This is a genomic window from Treponema putidum, assembly GCF_024401155.1.
In the GTDB taxonomy this organism is placed as follows: Bacteria; Spirochaetota; Spirochaetia; order Treponematales; family Treponemataceae; genus Treponema_B; species Treponema_B putidum.
In genome coordinates this window covers 544,011-567,811 of the sequence record NZ_CP038804.1, presented here as the reverse complement: position 1 = coordinate 567,811, position 23,801 = coordinate 544,011, and the positions used below count along the sequence as shown (strand labels likewise).

The window sequence follows — 23,801 nt, the reverse complement described above, 5'->3', positions numbered from 1 at the left end:
TTTTTGCGAAGCAGTAAATCATTCTCTTCGAAGCGATAAATCATTTATATTCAAAGCGGCAGTTCCCGAAACAGTATAAGTCTCGGCAAAAAGTAATTCTGCAGCTTGAGCTATGTGTTCTGCCGATACACCTGCCCCCTTAAAAATTTCAGAGCGCGTTCCATGCGGGAAGAACATATCTTCAAATGCAAGCACCGCTGTTTTTTTATTTTGATGCTCGGCTTTTTTATTTTGATGCCTTAAAACAAGGGATTCCAAATACGAACTTAAACTGCCTATCTTCATACCGTCTTCAACAAAAAGAATATATGAATAGTTTTTTGTAATGTTTAAAAAATACTTTTCGTCTACCGGTTTTGCAAATCTAACATTATAGATATCCGTAAACAGGCTTTTATGAGCAAGGATTGCAGAAGCTTCTTTAACTTCCTTGTACATTCCGCCGGTACAGGCTATTAAAATGCGGCTCTTATCGGAATTCTTTATCAGTACTCCCCGTCCCGTTTCAATACTTTGAGAAAATTCGGGGATTTCTTTCGGACAGTCAGCCTTAGGATACCTTATTGCTACAGGATTATCCTGAATAAGAGCCCAAGAAAGCATTAGATTCAATTCCTTTTCTGAGGCGGGACAAAGGATTGTCATATTTGGAACAGGGCGCAGCAGGGCTATGTCAAAAAGTCCCTGATGGGTTTCTCCGTCTGCCGGAACAGGACCTGCACGATCTATAGCAAAAATTACAGGCAAATTCTGTATTGAAGTGTCATGTATAACCTGATCTATTGCACGTTGTAAAAAAGTGCTGTAAATCGCCGCAACGGGTTTCATTCCGGCTGAAGCAAGGCCTGCTGCAAAAGTTACTGCATGGGCTTCGGCAATACCTACATCAAAAAATCTTTCAGGAAATTTATTATGAAATAGAGAAAGGCCGGTACCCGATTCCATGGCAGCTGTTATTGCAACAATTCCGGAATCTTTTTCGGCCTCTTTTACCAAAGATTTTCCAAAGGCCTGAGTAAAGGTAATTGCATCATTTTTTTCAACCTTGCCATCGGCAATATTAAAGGGTCCTATTCCATGAAAAGCGGAAGGATTTATTTCTGCGAATGGATAACCTTTTCCTTTGATAGTTTCAACAAGCATTACAACGGGACAGTCCAGTTTTTTTACGTTTTTTAAAACCTTTTCAAGTTCTTTTATATTATGCCCGTTTATTGGGCCGACATATTCAAAACCGAAGTCCACAAAGATATTATTCTTGTAGAATATACCCTTCATACCTCTTTTTAAGCGCCAAATTATGGAATTGAGTTTGTTTCCGATTAGAGGGATTGAACTTATAGTTTTATCAAAAAGGTACTTAAAACGCTGATAGCCTTCATGTACCGTAAGGCGGCTTAAATACTCTGAAAATGCCCCCGTATTTTTGCCTATGGACATTTTATTATCGTTTATTATAACGATTAAATCTTTTTTTAGTTCACCGGCATTTGAAAGAGCTTCAAAAGCCATGCCTCCCGTCATCGCACCGTCACCTATAACGGCTATTACCTTTCCGGTATCTTTTTTTAGTCTTTTTCCTTCAAGGATTCCCAAAGCTGCTGAAATGGAGGTTGAAGCATGGCCGGTATTAAAAGCATCGTGGACACTTTCTTCTTTTTTTGGGAAGCCGGAAAGGCCTTCCCAAAGGCGCAAAGTAGAAAAACGGGATTGTCTGCCTGTTATCATCTTATGTGTATATGACTGATGCCCGACATCCCAGACTATTGAATCATAAGGACTGGAAAAAACCCTGTGAATTGCAAGCGTAAGTTCAATTACTCCCAGATTACTTGCAAGGTGCCCTCCATTATGCCCTACCACAGTGAGAATTTCTTTACGTATTTCTAAAGCGAGGGTCTTAAGTTCATTATAGGAAAGGTGTTTTATATCCTCAGGGCCTTTTATTCTACTTAATAAGGTGTTATTTGCCATTACATTCCACCAAAATCTAAAAAAAAGGGGCTTCAAAGCTGAGCCCCCCTTCCGTTTAACCGAAAGTTACAGATATTTGAACAATTAGGGGAAACCCCGCCTAATTTATTTCTTGTTCTTATGTCGATTCTTTCTAAGCTTCTTCTTTCGTTTATGCGTCGACATCTTCTTTCGTTTTCGTTTTTTTCCGCAAGGCATTCCGGCTCTCCTTAAATAAAATAGTATGAACTTAATAATATTACAAAATGGAGAGCTTGTCAAGACTAAAGCCTCATTTTTTTAAGGATAATTAAAAATCATCTGCGGACTTTCCTGTCGAACATCCACAGTAATTCCCTTGACATTGCAAGTGTTTGAATATAGAATTATAGAATAAATACTTTTATCTTAATGAGGATTTTATGACAAAACAAAAAGTATCGGCAGCTCCATCTGTGCGGAGACTGCCGTCCTATCTTCATCTTATAAAAAAAGCGGATGATGAAGGTTTGGAATATATTTCGGGAACGGTTATAGCCGAAGAATTGGAGCTTGAACCTATTCAAGTACGGAAAGATTTGACAATCACAGGGATTATAGGTAAGCCCAAAAAAGGTTATCCCGTAAAAGACCTAATAAAAGCCATTGAAAAATTTTTAGGCTGGAATAGGGAAAAAAAGGCCTTTGTAATAGGTGCCGGAAGTTTGGGTACGGCTCTTTCAGGTTATCAGGAATTCAGAGAACACAGTCTAAATATTTGTGCGGCCTTCGATTCCGATAAAAGAAAAATCGGGAAAAAAATCCACGGGCTTTCGGTTTTTGGAATAGATGAGCTAGAAGAAAAAGCCAAAGAATATAAACCGGAAATTGCAATATTAACCGTACCTTCAAAATATGCTCAAGAAGCTGCAAACGCCATTATAAAGGCCAGAATCAAGGCAATTTGGAATTTTACAAATATCAAAATCACTGTTCCCGATGATGTTGTAGTTCAAAAAGACAATTTAAGCTCAGGTTATGCAATGCTCGGCGTTATGATGAATATCAAAAAATAAGATGCAAAAAAATCAATATCAGGCGGAGCTTTTTAAAAATCGGCTTCAAAAAAGATTCAAACATTTGTCAAAGTGGGCAAAACGGGAGGGCATTTTTGCTTATAGGCTGTATGACAAGGACATACCCGAAATCCCTCTTGCCGTAGATATTTATTTTGCCGAAGACGGTATGGACTATGGAGAAATAGAAAATAAGACCTCAAAAAAAGCCTTTTTAATGATTTATCTTTATAAACGACCTTATGAAAAGTCTCAAGAAGAAGAAAGGGAATGGCTTTTAGAAATTGAAGAAGCGGCCTCGATAAGCCTCCTTATTCCTAAAGAAAGAATTTTTGTAAAATTACGGGAAAAGCAAAAAGGCAAGAGTCAATACGAAAAGACCGGCTCAAGTAAAAATCTTATAACTATAAAAGAAGGAGAATGCTTTTTCTACATAAATATAGAAGACTATTTGGATTCAGGTCTTTTTTTGGATCACCGCCCTGCCCGTTCCATGGTTATTAAAGAAGCAAAAAATAAAAAAGTTTTAAACCTATTTTCATATACGGGAAGTTTTTCTGTTTATGCGGCAAAGGGCGGAGCCTCTTCCGTGGATTCGGTTGACCTTTCAAACACCTATTTAAATTGGGCAAAGGAAAATTTAAAATTAAACAAGCTATTTGATGCAAAAAAGACAGGGCTTATAAAAAGCGATGTAATCCGCTTTTTGGAAAAATCAATCCAAGAACAAAAAAAATGGGATCTAATTATCTGCGATCCTCCTACCTTTTCAAATTCAAAAAGTGCGGATATCTTTGATGTAAATAGAGATTGGCTAAGGCTCTGCCTCCTCTGCCTAGAGGTGCTGTCAAAAAACGGAAAGCTTTATTTTTCGACCAATTCTCAAAAAATAAAATTCGATGAGGCAGAGCTTATTAGTTCTTCCAAAAAAAATATAAGGGTAAAGGACATAACAAAGGCTACAATACCCGAAGATTTTAGAAATCAAAAAATACACAAAATGTGGATAATTGAAGCTTGTCTTTGAATTAACAATTACTCATTACACATTATCCATTAAATTTATCGATTTTTAAATTCTCTTAACCTTTTTTTTGAAATACCGATAATCTATCACGAGGACTATTATGTTAAAAAAACACATAAGCTGTATATTATTTTTTATTTTTTTCGGCTTTGCCTTTGCAGATACGGCAGCCTTTGCCTGTTTCCAAAACAAAGATGCTCACGAAAAATGCAGAAATATTACAGAAATATTTGAAGACAATCTTTTTGACAAGTTTTTTGATGAAGGTTTTATTGCTACCAACATTCCTATCAGCGAAGTAAAATCGGAAAAAGATATTTCGCTTTCGGAAATAAAATCTTCTTTTCAAGAAGAACCTAATTATCTGATTGTTTTTTACATGCAATACGGAAATGAACTCCTGTTTAATAAAAAAAACGATTCAAAGGAACCGGATTGGCAGGCTTTGAGCATAAGAGTAATAAACTGTAAAAAAGAAAAAGAAATATATAAAAAAAATATAGATATAACTAAACTAAAAGAAGAAGGCCCTGAAAAAAAGGCCTTAAAACTGGCGGATCAAATATCAAAAGAAGTATTCGAAGCAATTAACAGGCAATAAGGAGAGGGATTATGAACAAAAAAGTTTTATTTGCATTGGTATTCATTATATCGTTTTCATGTATATGGGCGGTTTGGGAAGGAAACGGAGGCATAGGATCTTCTTCAGACTTTCCGGCCGAAGGTTTGTTTGTCAGAAGCGATATGTTTCCCAAACACACCCTTTTGGAAATAACAAACCTTGAAAAAAACATAAAGGCCAGAGCCGTTGTAATAGGTCCCTCGGGAATTCCCGGCCTTCTTGTCAGTCTGTCCCCTGAATTAGGAGAAGAGCTTAAGGTTCCTATGGGAAAGGTTGTCAGAATGAGGGTCTTTACTCCGAGTCCGGTAAATGAAGATGGAGATGACGGTAAAAGCATTTCAACAACAAGCCCCGAATCTCAAGACTTAGATACCAATCCGGCCCTCTTTGTCGCCTCTCATTCGGATTTACCTAATGCAAATATCAAAAATGAAGAAACTAAACCCGTATCCGAAAATACATACGGCGATACAATTCTCTATGATAGTATTGAAAGCCATATTGATGATACCGAGACTTCTGAAACGGTTGAAGCAGCTCCTGTAGAAGAAGATTCTTCTGCCGAAACTCCTTTAGAAAACACAACTACAGAGGAAGAAGTCCCTAATGTAGAGGCAATACTTGATCCTGCAGCCGAAGAAACCGCAGAATCCGTATCTACAGAACCAGTGGAAGAAGTGGAAGCACCGGAAGTAAAACCGAATAAGCCGCCTGTTGAAGATTCATCTTTGACACATAGGCCTGAAACTGTCGATACCGCAACCGAAATCTATATGGAGCCGGCAACGGAAAAGCCGCCTGTAACGGTAGCACCTATAAGTGAACCTGAGCCTGAAAAAGAAGCCCCCCCTGCTCCTGTAACCGAAATATCGGAGCCCAGCGAGCCTGAACAGGCTAAAGAAGAAATAAAAGAAGTTGAAGTCGTCGATCCCGTGGCAGAGCCTGTTAAAGCTCCGGTTGAAGAAAAAAAGGTTGACACAGTTTCCGACGTTACACCCAAAAATGAGCCTGCTTCAGATACAAGTGAAGACCTTCCGGCTCCGGTTGAAAAAATATCTATTGAAGAGACACCGGCCGAAGAAGCCGAAGATTCAAACTCATACGATGAAACGGATTCGGATATATACAGTGTAACCACCCAAGAAAAGGCCGAAGAAACATCCGTTATGTCCATAAATTCCGAAACTGAAACCGTACCAAATACCCTTGAAAAAGGCAAAACCTATGTTCAAATCGTAATTTATAACGATAAATACAATCGTGATGAGACCTTAAAAAAATACGGAAAAAACTATCCTATGGTAGTGGAAGAAAGGCTTATAAAAAACAACACAAGATATACCATATTTGTCGGTCCTTTAAAAGCTGATGAAACCGGCGCCGTTCTTGAACGTTTTAAGCAGCTGGGCTTTAAAGATGCCTTTATAAAAAAGGGAAAATAGAATCCGTTAATCTATAAATCCCTGCCATTAGAGCGTGTAGTTGCAATTAAACCAATTACACGCTCTCAATTCTTTCCCCCTCTTGCCGTTTTGCATTTTTTTTTGTATCTTATACCTACGATAATTAATAAATTAATATAGATTCTTAAGGAGAACTAAAATGGCTAAACAATTATTGTTTAATGAAGAGGCTAGAAAGAGCCTTCTCGCCGGTGTTGAACAAATTTCAAACGCAGTAAAGGTTACACTCGGCCCAAAGGGACGAAACGTTCTTATCGATAAGAGCTTCGGTGCCCCGACCGTTACAAAGGATGGTGTATCCGTAGCACGGGAAGTTGAACTCGAAAACAAATTTGAAAATATGGGAGCCCAGCTTTTAAAAGAAGTTGCAACAAAAACAAATGATGTTGCCGGCGACGGAACCACAACAGCAACTGTTCTTGCATACTCTATGGTAAAAGAAGGCTTAAAAGCCGTAGCCGCAGGCATGACTCCGCTCGAATTAAAGCGCGGTATTGACAAGGCTGTAGCTATTGCCGTTGAAGATATTCAAAAAAATTCAAAAGAAATTAAGGGCTCGGAAGAAGTAGCCCACGTAGCCTCAGTTTCCGCAAACAATGATGCGGAAATCGGTAAAATTATCGCCGATGCTATCGCAAAAGTAGGAAAGGACGGCGTTATTGATGTAGGTGAAGCCCAAACAATGGAAACCGTTACGGACTATGTAGAAGGTATGCAATTCGATAGAGGTTATATCTCTTCTTACTTTGTAACTGATAGAGACAGAATGGAAACCGTTTTTGAAAATCCTTACATTCTTATTTACGATAAATCAATTTCAACAATGAAGGATCTTCTCCCCCTTTTGGAGCAGGTAGCTCAATCGGGACGCCCTCTTTTAATCATCGCAGAAGATGTTGAAGGCGAAGCTCTTGCAACCTTGGTTGTAAACAGCCTTAGGGGTGCACTAAAGACTTGTGCAGTTAAAGCACCAGGCTTCGGTGACAGAAGAAAGGAGATGCTCGAAGACATAGCCGTTTTAACGGGCGGACAGGTCGTTTCGGAAGAATTGGGCTTTAAGCTTGAAGCAGCTCAAATTTCAATGTTAGGACAGGCAAAGAGCATAAAAATCGATAAAGACAATACGATGATTATAGACGGAGCCGGAAAATCCAAGGATATTAAAGACAGGGTTTCCCAAATCAAGGCTCAGCTAGATGCAACCGATTCGGAATATGACAGCGAAAAGCTAAGAGAAAGATTAGCTAAGCTCTCAGGAGGCGTTGCCGTTATCAAGATAGGTGCCGTAACCGAAGTTGAAATGAAAGAGAAAAAGCACAGAGTTGAAGACGCTCTTTCGGCAACAAGGGCCGCTATCGAAGAAGGTATTGTTGCAGGAGGCGGTCTTGCAATGATTCAGGCTATCTCAGCCCTAGAAAAGGCCGATATGACATCTCTTACTGAAGACGAAAAAGTAGGTTTCAAGATTGTAAAGAGGGCTCTCGAAGAACCTATCCGCCAAATTGCCGAAAATGCCGGCTTGGACGGAGCAGTCATTGCAGAAAAGGCTAAGGAAAAGAAGGGCGTAGGTTTTGACGCCGCTAAGATGGAATGGACTGATATGGTAAAAGCCGGCATCATCGACCCTGCCAAGGTTACACGCTCAGCTTTACAAAATGCAGCTTCGATTGCAAGCTTATTGCTGACAACAGAATGTGCAATTACCGACATCCCTGAAAAACAGGCAGGCCCTGCAATGCCTTCACCCGACATGGGCGGCATGGGAATGTACTAGAATTTAAGATTACCGTATGCGGGCATGTATTAAGATTTTAGATTTCCGTATATAAAAAAATGAAGACCGTTATGATGTTTAACATAACGGTCTTTTTTATTTACCCGCAACCTTATTAAAAGTTACAAAATTATTAAAAGTTAAATAAACCGGTTAAAACCTTGCTATTTTTTTAAATATATATTACAATGTCCCTATGAGTGATGATATAATTTCAGAATTAGGGATAAATACATCAGACAAAGATACGGTTGAACTTGATTCGCTTACGTTGGAAGCCCTAAAAAAAGGACCGATAGATATATTTGATAATATATACCTAGGTGAAACAAGACCGCATTCTCTTATTCTTTGTATAGACGTACGCGGCTTTAGCGACTTTATGTGTAATAATGAAGAAACGGTTGTTTTCGGCCTAATTAAATCTTTTACGGCTAATTTTCTCTCCTGCCTTAACCAATTCGGCTATAATTGTTCGTATTATAAGTTGCTTGGAGACGGAGCCCTAGTTATATGGGATAAGTTAGATGGAGTTGCTATCAAAGAAGCCGTTACGGTTTTTAATACATATATAGAATTTGCAAACGAAGAACTATTTAAACCTTATGGAAATCTATCAATAGGCGGAGCCTTGGTCTTAGATAAGGTATATAAGTATGAAATTTCGGCAGAAGCGTCTCAACTAAAATATAGAGATTATGTAGGTTACGGCATAAATCTTGCGTGCCGCCTTCAAAACCTTGCATCAGGCGGGGAGCTCATTGTAAGCAAAAAATTGGTTGATATCGGTGCAATATATGCAACAAAAAATACAAACCCCGAAATAATGAAAAAACTTAGAGCTCTTAAAGGGGTTAAACCTGAAGACAGAGAAGCTATCTTTTTATATAAAGATATAAATCCGAAAATTATTTCAATATTTAAAGTTTTAAGCTTAGATTTCTAAATTAGGGCTTGACATAAATGTATATTTTCTATATACTCAAAATCCATACGGCGGTATAGCTCAGTTGGTAGAGCAAACGGCTCATATCCGTTAGGTCATAGGTTCAAGCCCTATTGCCGCTAATCTTTTTTGTGGTTTACTTTTATATTTTTATAGCTATTATAGAATTACACGATTATTAAGCAAAGTATGATTTCACATTATTTTAGTTATTTTTACTTCATTTTTGCCGATATTGTAAGTAATATGTAAACTATATGTAAGCTATAAGACTTACTAAAGTGAGGAAATATGAGCGTAAAACTATGGATTATTTCTATAGTCTATTTTAACTCTGTCAATACTTTTAACCCTGTCAATACTTTTAACCCTTGACCTCACTGCAAAAATAAGGTAAAATGTACCCTATAAGGGAGATATGAAAATGAAAAAACATTTTATATTTATTTTTTGTCTTTTAGCAATAATAACATCGTGCAATAACACAGTTCAGCCATTGAATTATGATTTTTATATTACAAATGAAAGCGGACATGATGTATCAATTACGGTAAAAATTGACGGTGAATCTAAAGTTGAAACATTCGCAGCAGATGACAAAGTAAAACGGACATATTTATTCAAAAAAAGTATATATGCAGCACTTGATTTTGACCCGCCTACTCCATGCGTCTTGTCTCGAAAAGATAACGACTTAAAGATAAAAAAGACCGAACCTATATCAATTCAAATAGAAAATACATCAAATGAAAATGTTAAAGTGTCTAGTATAGATTTTACTCTTCCTGCTGCTGATAGAGAAAAATTATTAAAAAATGCTATTTTCGGAGATATTGACATTCCTGCCGTAATTGATGGCACCAAGTCCATAAATGTTTATTTTCATAAATTAAAAGAAGATCCTTCATATTGCACTAATATTACAGTATATACAAACGCTCCTACTGTAAAAGCTGCTTTTCATTATGATGCTGCAAATAAAAAGATTATCTTAAAAGTAGAAAAAGCAAATTAAAGACTCAAATTTATTAAAAAAGATTGTTTTGCTTTTTTGATTTCCGGTTCGATTATTAGTTTAGTACCAGACATAATCCTATCGTAAAGGAGGCTTTATTATTTAATAAAGTTAAATCTAAGGTAAACCTCGAAAACTTCAATTTTTTAAGACGTATTTTGCTCTTAAGTTTATCTATAAAAATAAATAAATTTTACTAATCCCATAACCTTTATATCGTAAAATATAGATATAAATTGTAAAAGGTTTGAACAAAAAGAGCAAGCAAAAGAGTTATCGGCAAAAAAAGAAGACACCCCTAATTTTTAACAATTCTAAAATCTTTCTATTTTCGAGGCCAGAAAGGCGTCTGCAAGAACTAAATAGCACATTGCTTCAACCACAGGCAAAATGCGCGGAAAAAGGCAAATGTCGTGATTTCCTCCAACAGAAAGAGAGCACTTCTCTCCTCTTTTGTTAAGGGATGCTTGATTCATTTTTATTGATGGAACGGGTTTTACGGCAAGTCTCAAATCTATCCGGCATGAGTTCTCATCTTTTCTATTTCCCTTATAATTGGAATTTAAGTTATAGCCCATATTGCAGGAAATACCGCCTAAAATGCCGCCCGAATAATTTTTTGCAAGGTCATTATTTTCACTGCCGGTAATGGAGGCCGAGTAAAAGCCGCCTCCGATTTCTATCCCTTTTACGGCACCTATCGACATTAGGGATTGGGCTAAAACCGCATCAAGTTTGCCGAAAACAGGAGAGCCCAATCCTTCAGGAACATTTAAAATAGAACAGGACAAAACACATCCGGCTGAATCTCCCTTAGAAGCCAAATCGTTCAATTTTTCAAAAATCGGCTCAGGCAGTGCATCATCTTCACTGAGAGGCATACCTGTTTTAAGACCTGCAATTTCTTCGGCTCTTGCCCCTACCTCAATGGGCTTTTTTTCCTCTTTTAGAGCAAAGGCTTCGAGCATTTTTTTTGCAACAGCTCCGCCTATAACCCTGCCTACCGTTTCCCGTCCGGAAGCCCTTCCGCCTCCGCGGTAATCCCGATGCCCGTATTTTACATCATAAGCATAATCGGCATGCCCCGGACGGTAAAAATCTTGTAGGTTTTCATAATCCTTGGAGGAGGTTTCGTTATTTCTAACCAGAACGGCAATGGGGCTGCCTATGGTTTTATTTTCAAAAACGCCGGATAGAATTTCACAAAGGTCATCCTCTTTCCGCTTTGTAGAAAAAAGGCCTGAGGGCGAAGGTTTTCTACGGTTAAGTTCTTTTTGAATATCCTCGGAACAAAGAGAGATTCCTGCGGGGCATCCGTCTATTACCGCCCCTACTCCGGCACTCCTACTTTCTCCAAAAGTTGTCAACGTAAAAAAACGCCCAAAAGAATTTGCCCCCATAGATTACTCCCATAAAAAGTCAATGAGAAAATATCAATTTTCGATTTGACTTTTTACGCCGTTTCGCAACACCTGTGAGAAACGGCAATCAATAATGCGATGTTTTGTGCAAAGCACAAAACTCATCAGATAAACAGTGAGGCTGAATTCCTGCCGAACTGTTTATCACACCTCCCATAAAAACTTTTTGTAAGGATTATCAGAGCCTTATGGCTCTGTTCTGCAAGGAAATTTTTAATCGTATCCGCTAAAGCGGATAGCGAATCAAATCCTGAAAAAAGTTTTTTTATGCAGTTTGTTTACAAACTGCATACAATAACACTTTATAAAAGCGGCTTACTCTTTTTCAAAAATCAGCTCATTTATCACATGTTCTTTTTTTAAGCCTTTTTTTTCAAACTTTGTTGTGGGACGCCAGCTTTGACTTGGAGCAAATTTTTCGTATTTTGATTTTAGATTAGGAGTTTCTCTCAATTGCTCAAAGGCATCCTCTGCATAATTTTCCCAATCGGTTACCATATAAATATAACCGCCTTTTTTTAATTTTTTTGACAGCAAATCGGTTCGAGGTCTTCTTACAAGCCTCCTTTTATGATTCCGTTTTTTTTGCCACGGATCGGGGAAAAAAATATGAAAGCCGTCAATACTTTCATCATTTATCATATTTTCTAAAACTTCAATTGCATCATGTTCAATAATCCGCACATTGTTCAATTTCTTTTCTTCAATTTCACCTAAAAGTTTTCCCACCCCGGCCTTAAAAACTTCTATGCCGAGATAGTTTTTATCTGGATTATCTTCGGCAATTTGGGCAGTTGAAGTCCCCATTCCGAACCCTATTTCTATAATTATAGGATTATTATTTTGAAAAAGGGCCGTAAAATCAATTTTATTTTCAGAATATGGGACACACCATTTTTTGAAAAAATTTTCATAGTTTCTCCTTTGCCCATCGGTCATACGGCCTGCACGTAAAACAAAGGTTTTTATAGATCGAAAATGAGGATTAAGATTAGAGCACTCGATAACTTCCTGACTTTGATCGGAATCTCTACCGTCGATTATATCTTCATTCATTTTTTGATATTAGTACAAACTATGATACTTTGTCAAATAGGCTATATCGCCTTTTAAATTTTTAGCCATACATTGAATATAACGGGCATCAGGATATTTTTCGAGTAAAGGAGAAAGGGACTCGTCATACTTGAGAGCTGATGGTAAAACTTGAACAAATAGAGGCTGCTTATCGGCACCGGAAAGAATAAGAGAAAAATTCTTAAACTGCGATACTTCATCAACTTCTATTTTCCACTTCTTATCTTGAATTTCAAAAACGAAGGGGCGGGAAGAAATAAGTTCACTTTCTTTTATCGTAATTTTTTTTATTGTCCTATTGCCTGCTAAATCTTCTACAATGATGGAGTATTCTCCTGTGAGTATTCGGCCTCGAGGAACTCCTACGGGTATTTGACATAGAGGAGCCCCTATTTTATTCGAGCCGGCCCATAGAATTTTTTCGCTATCGGAAGATCCAAGCCGTGAAGAAGAAAAAAAAGAAGTGTTTTCCCTATTTAACACCCATGTAAAACCGGACTCCAAATGTATAATCCGTATCGAGGAATAATCATTACGCCCGTTTTCATCCCTATACTTTAAAAAGACGGAAAGCCGCTCTTCAATAGTATCTGCATCGGTTTCTATTTTTATAATTTTTACAGAAAGCTCAGGCATTTCAGGGTTTTCAAAAGAACACGAAAATAAAATGATTAGAATAAAAAGAATTAAACTCTTTGGATATTCTTTTTTTATATTTTTTTTCATTGTGCTATCCGGTATTTTTTTAATAAGTGCTGTTCTAAAACATAAAGGACATATTCATTACAGTCAGATCCGTATCTTCAAAGCGGTTTGCACTCGACTCAAAACGGACATTTACCTTTTCGCAAGCATCATTTAAATATGAAATATAATACATTCCCAAATTCAAATCTTCCGAACCTTCGGGAAGAGCTCTGTAAAAGTCAATTAAAGAATTTTTGTCGACATCGGCCATCTTTAAATCATTTAGGTTTGCCCTAACCGCATCCGACTGTTCGTTTTTACTGTAAAGGGTAATCTGGAGCTTACCCTGCGTACCTATAGAGGCCGTTCCTCCGCTTCCAATTTTCCATGAAACAAATACCAGTTCTTGTTTTTTTTCGAGCTCGGCAACAAGCCGCCGGCGTATTTCAGGATCAAGTAATGCTTCTTGAGGGTCATCCAGTTCAGGAAAAAGAATCAAGGCCTCTTTACGCAAATTCATATTTTCTGCACTTATAATAAGCTCCATCAGCATAAGGGCTATGTACTCGGCTATTTTTGTTTTATCCATATATTCGGTTAAAGATGTCCTTATTGTTTTTAAGATTAAATCAAAATCTTTGTGCATTCTGAATTTCGTTATAATAAACCAAGTAAAGGGCCTCATTATATTTAAAAATTTCTCGGCTAAAAAAAGTTGAATATTTTTTTCTTCGGGAGAAAGAGCATTATTTTTTGTTATAAACGAAAAAAGAGGCTTTACGATTTCTTGCTTTGCTTCATAAATCATTTTTTCGTTTTGCTGCAATACATTTGCCAAATATTTTTCGTTTATACGTGTTTTCTCATCTATTATGCTTGCAGGGTTTTGGCGGTTCCATTTTTTTATAACCGGAGAGTTTAGGATTTGTTTAAATATATAATCATCATATTGCTTATATAAAACCGAATATACTATAAGTTTTGAAAGGTCCATAACCTCTTGCCTTGAAGAAACAAATTCCGGTTTCGAGATTTCAATTTTTGAGATATAGTCTGCCAAAAGAAGGCGCTGAATGGTTTCCGGAATAAATTTATCAAGAGAAATACCGTATTCCTCAATATTTCCTGCAAGCTTAAATTTAAGGAGTTTTTTATTTCTTTTTATAAAAAAAGTAGAACCTTCCTGAGTCAAAATAAGCTTTAACGGAAGATCTAAAACCCGCTTTTTTTCACTTGTAGCCATGAACACTCCCATAATAAATGTGACGTTTGCCTAAAGGCAAACTCGGCAGATAAACAGTGAGGCTGAATTCCTGCCGAACTGTTTATCTTACCTTCATAAAAACTTTTTGCAGCAAATATCAATTTGCGAAAAAAGTTTTTACGTGCTTTTGCAACGAAGTGAAAAAGCACGTAAAATAAAGACTACCTACAACGTTCCCAAGTTTAACATAATTTTAAAACAAATACTATAGGGCAGTTCTAAAAATCCGACAAGGTTTTTACGGTTGTCCTTAATTATATCCTTTAGGATATCCTAAAGGATGCTCTAAAGGGACGAAAGCATTGAGCGAATTTCAGCAGCTTTTGAATAATTCGGATTTTTATTCAGTAAGCCCTCCAAAATAAGTTTTGCATCGGCTTTTTTATCCAGGCTTATATAAAGCTTGCCCAACTCATAATATGTATCCCAGTTTTTTGCATCAACCTTGATAATCTGTTCATAAACGCTTACGGCATTTTCTTTTAGATCTGCAGAAATATAAGCCGAAGCCAAATTCTGTTTTGCCGTAATGCTAAGAGGCTGGGTTTTTACGGCATTTGAATAATGATTAACGGACTTATTATAGTCTCCTTTTAAGCCGTATAACTTGCCTAAATTTGTATTTACTTCAAAATTATTGGGCTCAAGTTTATATGCATCTAAAAGGTTTTCTTCAGCTTCACCGAATTTACCTTCATCCAAATACATACGGCCTAGGTTTATCTTAGGTTTTGCATAGCTTTTATTTGCAGACACGGCCTGAGTATAATAATCGTAAGCCTCGGCTTTTTTTCCGTTTTTTTCTAAGGTCAATCCGTATGTATATAAGACTCTAGCGTCCGCCGGCTTTAGGTTATAGGCTTTTTCTGCATTAGCCAAAGCCTCCCCATATTTTCCTAAATCAACTTGTACCGTTGCCAAATTATAATAGGTTATGGCATCGTCTTCGCCTAGTGTAATGGCTTCCTTAAAGTGACGCTCTGCTAAATTATTTTCTCCCAGTTCCGCATAGACTTGAGCCATCTCACGTAAGGCTGAAAGATTGGCAGGTTCATAAGAAAGAGCTTTTTTATAGTTGTCGATAGCTTGATCAAATTTCCGCTGGGATTTGCGTATGCGGGCCATTTCCAAAAAAGCCTTTACATAATCGGGTTTTATCTTTACAGCAGAAGAAAAAGCGGAAAAAGCATCATTTTCCAAACCTAACTTTCTGCAAGACATTCCCAAATTAAAAAAAGCACTATCAAATTTAGGATTTGACTTTACGCTTCGGTCAAAAGAAGTTTTAGCTTTTTGATAATGGCCTCTTGAATAATATTTTTTACCGAGTTCATAATTGTATAAATAATTATCCGGATCTAAACTTTGAGCTTTTTCCAATTCAACAAGAGCAACCTGAGGCTGTTTTTGTGCATCGGCAATTTGAGAATAAACGTAATGAGCTCTTGCGTTTTGATCATCGGCATTTACGGATTTCTTTATGTATGAGTCTGCATCCGAAAGAGCTTTTTCGGCATCCCCTGTTCCTTCACGAGCCGAAGCATAGTCATTTAAAGCAGAAGCCATATCCAAATATTTTTTTGCAGTAAACGAAACTTCAGAGTCGGGCATTTTAGAGGAAGCCTTTGAAAATGTACTAAGAGCCGAATTAAGGTTTCCGTTATTTAAAAAGTTAATTCCTTCAGAAACAAGACGATCTACCTCATCCATTTGAGCTTTAATCTTTGCATCGGCATTTTGCTTTGCAAGCTTTTCAGCTTCTTGAGCTTTTTGAGCATCTATAGCAGCTTGCTTTTTAGCTTCATCTTCAAGCCTCTTCTTTTCTTCTTCAGCTATCTTTTTTGCCGATTCATCTTTTGCCTTTTGTTCCGCAGCAGCTTTTGCTTTGCGGTCAGCTTCTTCCTTAGCCTTGCGCTCCTGTTCAGCCTTTGCTTTGCGGTCTGCTTCGGCTTTCTCGGCCGCAATTTTATTTGCTTCATCTATTGAGGCTTTTTTTCTTGCTTCAGCTTCTTTTAATTCCTGTTGCTGTTTAATCAATTCTTCTTGTCTTTTCTTTGCTTCTTCAGCTCTTTTTAAAGCTTCTTCGGCCTTTCTTTTTCTTTCAGCCTCAGCTTCCTTTTTTTCTTTTTCAGAAGCAGCAGCGAGAGTTTTATTAATTTCTTCAGCCTGTCTTAGATTTTCCGCCTCTAAGAGAGCCCGCTCTTTTTCGCTTTCTATTCTGGCTTGTTCAAGCTCGGCTTCAATTTTAGCTCTTTTTTCTTGAAGGCGTGCAAGTTCTTCTTTTTCAGCTTCAATCTTTGCAATAGTTTGCATATCGGCAGAGCCGGCATCCTGTGCCTTGCTCTTTGTAAAAAATAAAATACCTACAACAACTAAAACAGCTATCAAAATACCCGTCAGAGTACCTATTAAAAATTTTTGAAAATCAGTCAAGTTCGTTTTCCTCCGAATAATCTATTGTATTGTCGGCACCGGCCGATAAGGCATCTGCATTATCTACCGATGAAAGATTAGAATTTACATCATCCATAAGTTTTTTATACCTCGCCTCAGCGGCCAAACGCTCCGCTTCTTCGGCTGCTTTTTTTGCTTCAGCAAGAGCCCTGGCTCTTGCTGCTTCTTCAGCAATACCTTCCAGAAGAGAAATCATTTTTTCGATTGAAGATCTTTGGAGCGTTTCAGGGTTTAAGTTTAAATAAATCTTATAATCTTGTAAAGCACCCTCAAGTTTTTCCAGTTTTATACGAGTATTAGCCCTATTCAAAAAAGCCGGAGCATATAGACCGTTTGAAGAAATAGCCTCACTATACGCCAATTCGGAGGCTTCAAACTGATTTTGTAAAAAGTAAACATTGCCTATATTATAATAATACAAATGCCCATTGAGAATGTCCTTATCTTTACCCTGAGAAAGATAGGTTAAGGCCTCACTGTACTTCCCTGTCCTAAAATAAGCAACCCCAAGATAAAGATAAACCGATTTAGGGGTTCCGGCTTCCTGACTAGCCTTAAAAAGGGCAGAAACCGCTTCTTGAGGTCTATCTTCATACAAAAGTTTTTTGCCCTCCTCAAAATAGTCAACAGCAAAAATCAATGAAAAAAAAGATACAAAAACGGCAAAAAATATGCCTTTTTTGAAATTTAATTGATAAAAATACGCTTTCATATTTGACATTCCCTCCCAAAAACTATACCATATAGATATGTCTTCATTAACGATTATTTTGATTGCCGCAATAAGTTCCGGCCTTATTTTTCTCATTATTTTTTTGTTAAAATCGGTTCTTTTTCCAAAAAAGAAATCGAGAATCGAAAAAAACTTAAAAGCCGGAAAATACGGAGCTGCCATAAAGGATGCAAAGTCCATTCTTTCAAAAAATCCCAGAGACTCCGAAGCCCGCTACCTTCTGGGAAAGGCCTATCTTGCAGACAAAAAAACCGATCTTGCCTTTATCGAATTTAAAACTCTAAACAAAACTGCCGTATTTAATAATCCCGCGACAGAAATCGAATTCAGAACCATTATAGCAGATTTATATTTAAAATTCCAGCAGCCGGACGAAGCTTTAAAGGAATTTATACTTTTAACTAAAAAAGATCCTAAAAATCCCAAGCCTTATTTTCAAGCAGGCCAGATCTATGAAAATAAAAATATGACGGATCAGGCAATAGCTTATTTTCAAAAAACTATAGAAGTCGATTCCCGCTTTTCTGAGGCTTATGCGTCATTGGGACTTTTACTTTTTAAATCGAACCAAATTCCCGAAGCCGAAAAAGCCATTGCCACTGCCCTAAAATTAGCCCCCGATAACAGCGAAACCCTCTATTACCACGGAAGAATATTAAAAAGCAAAAAAAACTATGCCGGAGCCCTTTCAGCTCTCGAAAAAGCTGCAAGAAAACAGGAAATCAGAACAAAATGCTTTTTTGAACGAGGAAACTGCTATTTGGAAACAAACAGCCTTGAAAAGGCAGAATTCGAATTTATTCGTGCGATAAAATCTTCAAAACAGCCTTCCTCACCTGAAGTGCTTTATTCGAGATACCTTTTAGCGGAATGTTATGAAAAGCAAAGAAACATAGACAAGGCAATAGAGCAATGGGAAGCTATAAGTGCCGTTAACCCAAAATTCAGAAATACGGCTCAAAAACTTGAAGAATATTCTGATTTGCGTACCAACGATCACATGAAAGAATATTTGACTCTCATAAAAGAAGAATTTTTTAAAATGTGCAGAGATATTACCGAGCAGTACTTTGACTATCCCGTCCAAGCCTTAAAAGAAACAAAAATAGGCTGCACCATTCTTGCAGTAGAAAAAGGCTCGGAACAATGGCTTAATACAAGAAAAAAACCTCAACTTTTGATTTTTTCAAGAGATGGAAGCACTATAACCGAGTCATTTTTAAGGTCTGTGCATGAAGAGATGAAAAAACAAGCTGTCGTTACTTCTCACATCATAACCTCGGGCAATTTTTCTCCTGATGCAATAAAGTTTGCAGAAAACAGGCCATTTAACCTTATTGACAGGCAAAAACTTGAAAGAATAGTTGAAAAAGTAAAATTTAAATTTTAGGAAACAAATAATGAAAAAGATTCTATGTATTTCCGACCAGATAGATCCGGTAATTTACAGCAAACACATAAAAGAAAAGTATGGAGATGTAGATTTTATAATATCAGCCGGAGACTTGCCTATAGAGTATCTGGACTTTGTACAGACATCTTTAAACAAGCCTCTTTATTTTGTTTTCGGAAGCCATCATTTAAAAGCTCTAACCCATTATCACCCCGAAATGGCAGAAAAGCAAAAGGAAGGAGAAGTGAATATATTTTCTAAAGAAAATAAAATAAAAAGCAACACGGGCACTTATATAGGGTTTAAAAGCTGTAAATATGAAAATATGATAATAGCCGGTATTTCGGGAGCAAAAAAGCACAATGACGGAAAAAACCAGTTTACAGAAAAACAAATGAAGCGCAAACTTTCAAAAATGATTCCGGCATTATTTTTTAATAAGCTAAGATACGGCCGTTATTTGGACATTTTAGTAACTCACAGCCCGCCTTTTATTGACGAAGAAAAAGATGAAAACAAACAGGAATGTTTTGAATGTTTTACCAAATTCATAAATTTTTTTAAACCGAAATATCTCGTACACGGTCAAGTGCACATATATGACCCCCAACAAAGCCGCAGTTCAAAATATAGGCAGACAGAAGTTATTAATGCGTACAGTAGACATGTATTGGAGATAAATGACTAGAAAAAATAGAGATTGTTCTAATTATTTTTAAAATAATATGTTGAAATAACCTTGACGATATTCTCTATAGATGATAGAATTACTAGGATGAAACGGATTGCTTCTCTTGATTTTTATGCATTAATTACTCTTTCAGTTTTGACTATTTTATTGTTCTTGTTTCTCATAAGGTTGACGGTTATAAACAAAAAAAAAGCCAGAGAGATATCAAGGCCTTTTGAGTTGTTAATATCTTCTACTGTGATATCGACTTTTATAATAAGCATAAGTGCTGCAGTTTCAGCGGTATTTAAAAACTATATTATTTTAAATATAGGCCTTTCCTTGGTTGCCGTTATTTTTACGGTTTATATGATTTTATCCGAAAAGACTTATTTAAAGGAGCAGGTCGAAAAACTAAAAAAAGAAAAGGCAAATGCAGAGTATATAAACGAGCTTAAAAACCTGCCGTCAAAAGACTCTTTAATGGCAAGAAAACTTATAAACACGGCACGTTTATTACTCCAAAAGACAAACGGACTGATACAGGGACGAAAAGATATTTCATCCGAGATGTTTTCACATATTGCCGAATCTTTTTTAACTGAATTAGCGGCAGACGGAGCGGTAGTTCTTGCCGTACAAAGTTTTGAAGATGTCTTAACCGTAAAATCGCTGGTAGGAAGCTTTCCGCCGCCCTATAAATTGCCGGATGATCTTGCCCGCAAAGAAGAACACATATTATCCAATTTTAAACATGCACAGTTTGGACTGGGTGAATCGATATTTACCGAGGTTGCATCAAGCGGGAAAACCATGCTTATCAGCAAGGGAAAGGGAAATCCTTTGCTTCCCGATAACGGCAGCGAAAAATTTTTACAGCACGGAAGCCTAATTTTTTTCCCTTTGATAGTAAATACCGTAGTGGTAGGCGTTGCAGCCGTATCCCGCAGGCCGGACAGGACACCCTTTTCCGAAAATGAAGTAAAAATAGGAGAAGATTTATCGGGTTTTGCCGCAGAAATTATTAACCTTACTTTAAGCATATCCGAGGCCTCGGAATACGCTGAAATTGAAAATATAACCGATACTGTTGCCACAATTCAAAAAATTCTTTTACCTAAAAACTTAAAAAAAATCCCCGGTTTGGAAATCGGAGAGTATTTTTTACAGGAAAGAGGCATCTGCAGTGATTACTATGATGTAATTGTTCAACAAAAACGAATCTTTGTTGTTCTCGCAGATATTGCAGGCAAAAGCATTCAGTCGGCCATTATTATGATTATGATTAGAGCTATACTCTATCTTATCACAAACACGGATCAAAACATGGAAGCCATATTGGATTGGCTTAATAAGGGTATTACAGGGAAGATCGATATAGACCACTTTGCAAGTATTTCTCTTTTATCCTATGAACAAAAAAGCAAAACAATAGAATTCATAGGTGCCGGTCATCAGGCAATGATGGTATGGAGTAAAGAAAAAAATAAAATTGAATTATTTCAGCAAAAAACCGACCCTATAGGAATAGATGTCCGTTCAAAATATAATAGTATAAAAATTCCTTTGCATGAGGGTGATGTAGCAGCTTTATACACGGATGGTATTATTGAAAGCCTTAATGAAGCGGGAGAGCAGTATGGCGTAACCAGACTCGCTAAATTAATGGCAGATAATCATTTAAATTCCTCAAAGGATATTGCAAATAAAATAAAAACCGATATGGTTTCGTTTATAGGAAAGGCCCCAACTCACGATGATCGCACGTTGCTGATTATTAAGGCTAGATAATTAAAGAGGTTGTTAAGGAGATTGTTATGGAACTAAAAATCCGAAAAAACAAAGAAGTTTACATTATTGACGTAAGCGGTGAAATGGACCTATATAATTCATACAGACTAAAAGAACTTGTTATGAAGATGATAGAGCGTCAAATAAAATGTATGATAATCAATCTTGAAGATGTCGACTATATAGACTCTTCAGGAATAGGAGCCCTTATTTATATATGCTCCACAGTAAAAAAGATGAATTTAAGGCTCTTCATAACCAATATTCACGGTTCCGTGAAAAAAGTTATAGAGCTTACTAAGTTGATGGGATATTTTCCCATAACAAATAGCTTGGAAGAAGCATTACAAAAAATGGAAAGCTAAAGCGGAGGACAAAAATATGACAGCTATAAAAGAACTTAAAGTTGATGAAAAAAGCCCCTTATTCGATAAAACAGGTATGTTATATAAAGAATTTCCATCTGATTTTAGACAAATCAGATATTTTACACTCTTGATAGTACAATCTGCACCTTTAGAAATAAAAGGAATCAACCTATTAGAGCAACAAATAAGCGAAATTATTAAAAATGCCGTAAAGCATGGGAACAGATGTAATCCATCCAAAAAAGTCAAGGTATGGTACGAATTCAGCTCAACTCATGCACATCTAATAGTTGAGGATGAGGGAGAAGGTTTTAAAGAAATCGATAAGTGGAATGAATTCAATAAAAAACGCTTGGAATGTCTTCATAAACAAGACTTTGCAAATCTTGGAGCCTATGTTTCTTTTAGAACGGACAAAAGCGATGAGTATGACGGAGGAAACGCTCTCTTTGCTGCCCTAGAATATTGGGATGGAGGCTTTATTTTTAACAAGAAAAAAAACGGAGTTGCAATGTTAAAAAAATATCCTCAAAAAAAACACGGCATTTCAATATAATTATACTCAGTGCTAAAGCTTGCTTTTAGGATATCCGTATTTGCTCGAATGCGCTTTTTCATGTAAAAAGCGTTTGTCTTCTTCTTGAATATTTTTAATTGAAAGGCACAAGATTCCGCACTTTTCTCCTGCCTGATTCGGATGAACGGCAGGCAAAAAGAAAGAAAATACCGATAAAAAATTAACTTTTCTGTGATCAAAACCTATTTCAGTTTGAGCCGATACTTGAACGGAAATAGGTTTGCTTTTTTCTTCAGTACAAAAAATAAGTATAAATTCCGCATCTATGTATAAAAGGCATGGGGAAAATTCAGGAGCGTTGTTTTTTATCAATATGTCATAAAGGCGGTAAAAAAAAGCATCCGGCACTTTTTCTTCGTTTATCTTCATCAAAGAAGAAATTTTAGGTCGAAGTTCGGCAAATTTTTCGCTGTCCTCATCATCTACAATCGGCGGGCAAGGAAAGCTAAGGGGAAAGTCTCTTGAAATATCAGCTTTTAGTTTAAAGCCGTTAGAATTCCACAATAAAATTTTGCAGTTTTTAAGTTCATCATCATATTTATAAAATTTATCTGAAAGCTTAAAGGCCAAAATATTTTCTTTTTTTTCTACCTTACTAAAAAAATAAAGGGGTCTTTTTCGATGATTAAAAAAAACTTTTATATCATCATTCGGTTCTATACCTTCGGTCTTAAAAAAAATATATTCTCCTATAATTTTATAAAAAAAAGGATCTAACTTTACAAAATTATTTTTACATAAAAGATTTAAAGGAGGTTTTTCCCTTACAAGGGTATCCGAAATATATTCGTATTCGATTCTATTGAGAGGCTTGTTCATTTTCATCTCCAATAACATCAAAGGAATCTATATACCATTTTTCGTCCATAAAAATAAGTGTTATTTCAAAAAGTCTATAAAATACTTTTTCGTTGCCTCTGATATTACACCTAAACATAGCTTTTACTTTTTGATCAGCCGTGTTTTCAGGTCTGCCGTAAAAAGACGAAACTATGGGCTTAAAGGAATCGAGCCTGTAGTTTATAAGATAAGGTAAAAAAGGTTTTTCTTTTGAACAAAGGCTTATATCCACTTTGCTTTCTTTAAATTGTAAACTTAAATTATCTAAAAAATTTAACACGGATTTTTCAATGCCTGTATAATCTAATATACCCAGCCCCTCTAAAGAAGGGAATAAAGTTTCCTGTAAATCGGTATCACCGTAAGAGCTGAGGTTATCTGTTTGTACATCATCCAATATAAAAGGCTCCGGCATGGGATATGGCAAAACACTCCCGGATTCCGTCCAATCTATGTCTGAAAAATATTTTTCTGCTTCTTCCAACACTGTCGAAAAATCGGACTCGTTGCCTTCTGCCTTGATGTGAGGATAAATAACAAAAAAGAATAAAAAACTTAAAATAATCCGAGCCTTTTTTAATTTCATAGAATATTTATATCACATATTATACTACCTAGACAATACCTTATCTTTATGGTATAGTGCACGGGGAGATTTTCCCTAATATCAT

General features: G+C 36.5%; 21 protein-coding genes and 1 tRNA gene. 13 read left to right on the top strand and 9 right to left on the bottom strand.

Annotation, left to right across the window (positions count from 1 at the left end; genetic code table 11):
* Window positions 1-18 precede the first annotated feature (18 nt).
* Window positions 19-1,974: a 1-deoxy-D-xylulose-5-phosphate synthase gene (gene dxs, locus E4N74_RS02635; RefSeq protein ID WP_044979764.1), complete on the bottom strand. Its 1,956-nt coding sequence runs from the start codon at window positions 1,972-1,974 to the stop codon at window positions 19-21.
* Between the two features lie 401 nt (window positions 1,975-2,375).
* Between dxs and E4N74_RS02630 the strand changes: the two genes are divergently transcribed.
* From E4N74_RS02630 to E4N74_RS02595, 8 genes are all read left to right on the top strand, one after another.
* Window positions 2,376-3,008, top strand: coding sequence for a redox-sensing transcriptional repressor Rex (locus E4N74_RS02630; RefSeq protein ID WP_044978933.1), 633 nt, complete (start codon window positions 2,376-2,378; stop codon window positions 3,006-3,008).
* Between the two features lies 1 nt (window position 3,009).
* Entirely contained in the window at window positions 3,010-4,035 is a 1,026-nt protein-coding gene (locus E4N74_RS02625) for a class I SAM-dependent methyltransferase (RefSeq protein ID WP_255818739.1), read from the top strand.
* A 100-nt stretch (window positions 4,036-4,135) separates the two neighbouring features.
* Window positions 4,136-4,636, top strand: coding sequence for a hypothetical protein (locus E4N74_RS02620; protein WP_044978931.1), 501 nt, complete (start codon window positions 4,136-4,138; stop codon window positions 4,634-4,636).
* Window positions 4,637-4,647: 11 nt separating this feature from the next.
* Window positions 4,648-6,099, top strand: coding sequence for an SPOR domain-containing protein (locus tag E4N74_RS02615; protein ID WP_044978930.1), 1,452 nt, complete (start codon window positions 4,648-4,650; stop codon window positions 6,097-6,099).
* A 160-nt stretch (window positions 6,100-6,259) separates the two neighbouring features.
* Window positions 6,260-7,894, top strand: a complete 1,635-nt coding sequence (gene groL / locus E4N74_RS02610) for a chaperonin GroEL (RefSeq protein WP_044978929.1) — start codon at window positions 6,260-6,262, stop codon at window positions 7,892-7,894.
* A 196-nt stretch (window positions 7,895-8,090) separates the two neighbouring features.
* The gene (locus E4N74_RS02605; RefSeq protein ID WP_044978928.1) at window positions 8,091-8,840 is read left to right on the top strand and encodes an adenylate/guanylate cyclase domain-containing protein; all 750 of its coding nucleotides are present in this window, start codon (window positions 8,091-8,093) and stop codon (window positions 8,838-8,840) included.
* Window positions 8,841-8,889: 49 nt separating this feature from the next.
* Window positions 8,890-8,962 (top strand) — tRNA-Met (locus E4N74_RS02600).
* 302 nt (window positions 8,963-9,264) lie between these two features.
* Window positions 9,265-9,855 carry a hypothetical protein gene (locus tag E4N74_RS02595; protein WP_044978927.1) on the top strand — a complete coding sequence of 197 codons (591 nt, stop codon included), beginning with the start codon at window positions 9,265-9,267 and terminating at the stop codon, window positions 9,853-9,855.
* A 314-nt stretch (window positions 9,856-10,169) separates the two neighbouring features.
* On the opposite strand, the gene aroC is transcribed toward E4N74_RS02595, so the two are convergent.
* The 6 genes from aroC to E4N74_RS02565 all read right to left on the bottom strand — a co-directional run bounded on the left by aroC (window position 10,170) and on the right by E4N74_RS02565 (window position 17,470).
* Window positions 10,170-11,255: a chorismate synthase gene (gene aroC, locus E4N74_RS02590; protein WP_255818738.1), complete on the bottom strand. Its 1,086-nt coding sequence runs from the start codon at window positions 11,253-11,255 to the stop codon at window positions 10,170-10,172.
* 336 nt (window positions 11,256-11,591) lie between these two features.
* A complete protein-coding gene (trmB, locus tag E4N74_RS02585; RefSeq protein WP_255819346.1) occupies window positions 11,592-12,215 on the bottom strand; it encodes a tRNA (guanosine(46)-N7)-methyltransferase TrmB in 624 nt (207 codons plus the stop codon).
* Window positions 12,216-12,341: 126 nt separating this feature from the next.
* A complete protein-coding gene (locus tag E4N74_RS02580) occupies window positions 12,342-13,079 on the bottom strand; it encodes a hypothetical protein (RefSeq protein WP_255818737.1) in 738 nt (245 codons plus the stop codon).
* Window positions 13,080-13,113: 34 nt separating this feature from the next.
* Window positions 13,114-14,283 (bottom strand): DUF8084 family protein, encoded by a 1,170-nt coding sequence (locus E4N74_RS02575; RefSeq protein WP_044978924.1) that lies wholly within the window; start codon window positions 14,281-14,283, stop codon window positions 13,114-13,116.
* Between the two features lie 306 nt (window positions 14,284-14,589).
* A complete protein-coding gene (locus E4N74_RS02570) occupies window positions 14,590-16,737 on the bottom strand; it encodes a tetratricopeptide repeat protein (RefSeq protein ID WP_255806057.1) in 2,148 nt (715 codons plus the stop codon).
* Window positions 16,730-17,470, bottom strand: coding sequence for a tetratricopeptide repeat protein (locus E4N74_RS02565; RefSeq protein ID WP_255818736.1), 741 nt, complete (start codon window positions 17,468-17,470; stop codon window positions 16,730-16,732). The genes E4N74_RS02570 and E4N74_RS02565 overlap by 8 nt, the downstream gene beginning before the upstream one ends.
* Before the next feature lie 37 nt (window positions 17,471-17,507).
* On the opposite strand from E4N74_RS02565, the gene E4N74_RS02560 reads away from it, so the two are divergent.
* The 5 genes from E4N74_RS02560 (at window position 17,508) to E4N74_RS02540 (ending at window position 22,269) form a co-directional block, all read left to right on the top strand.
* Window positions 17,508-18,881 carry a tetratricopeptide repeat protein gene (locus tag E4N74_RS02560; RefSeq protein WP_255806055.1) on the top strand — a complete coding sequence of 458 codons (1,374 nt, stop codon included), beginning with the start codon at window positions 17,508-17,510 and terminating at the stop codon, window positions 18,879-18,881.
* Window positions 18,882-18,891: 10 nt separating this feature from the next.
* Window positions 18,892-19,572, top strand: coding sequence for a metallophosphoesterase (locus E4N74_RS02555; RefSeq protein WP_255818735.1), 681 nt, complete (start codon window positions 18,892-18,894; stop codon window positions 19,570-19,572).
* Between the two features lie 87 nt (window positions 19,573-19,659).
* Entirely contained in the window at window positions 19,660-21,345 is a 1,686-nt protein-coding gene (locus E4N74_RS02550; protein ID WP_145475148.1) for a PP2C family protein-serine/threonine phosphatase, read from the top strand.
* Between the two features lie 26 nt (window positions 21,346-21,371).
* Window positions 21,372-21,710, top strand: a complete 339-nt coding sequence (locus E4N74_RS02545; protein ID WP_010696721.1) for an anti-sigma factor antagonist — start codon at window positions 21,372-21,374, stop codon at window positions 21,708-21,710.
* A gap of 16 nt (window positions 21,711-21,726) precedes the next feature.
* Window positions 21,727-22,269, top strand: a complete 543-nt coding sequence (locus tag E4N74_RS02540) for an ATP-binding protein (protein WP_044978920.1) — start codon at window positions 21,727-21,729, stop codon at window positions 22,267-22,269.
* A gap of 12 nt (window positions 22,270-22,281) precedes the next feature.
* On the opposite strand, the gene E4N74_RS02535 is transcribed toward E4N74_RS02540, so the two are convergent.
* Window positions 22,282-23,109 carry a hypothetical protein gene (locus tag E4N74_RS02535; protein ID WP_145475147.1) on the bottom strand — a complete coding sequence of 276 codons (828 nt, stop codon included), beginning with the start codon at window positions 23,107-23,109 and terminating at the stop codon, window positions 22,282-22,284.
* Window positions 23,090-23,716: a hypothetical protein gene (locus tag E4N74_RS02530; RefSeq protein ID WP_044978919.1), complete on the bottom strand. Its 627-nt coding sequence runs from the start codon at window positions 23,714-23,716 to the stop codon at window positions 23,090-23,092. Before E4N74_RS02530 ends, E4N74_RS02535 begins: the two co-directional genes overlap by 20 nt.
* Window positions 23,717-23,801: the final 85 nt, after the last annotated feature.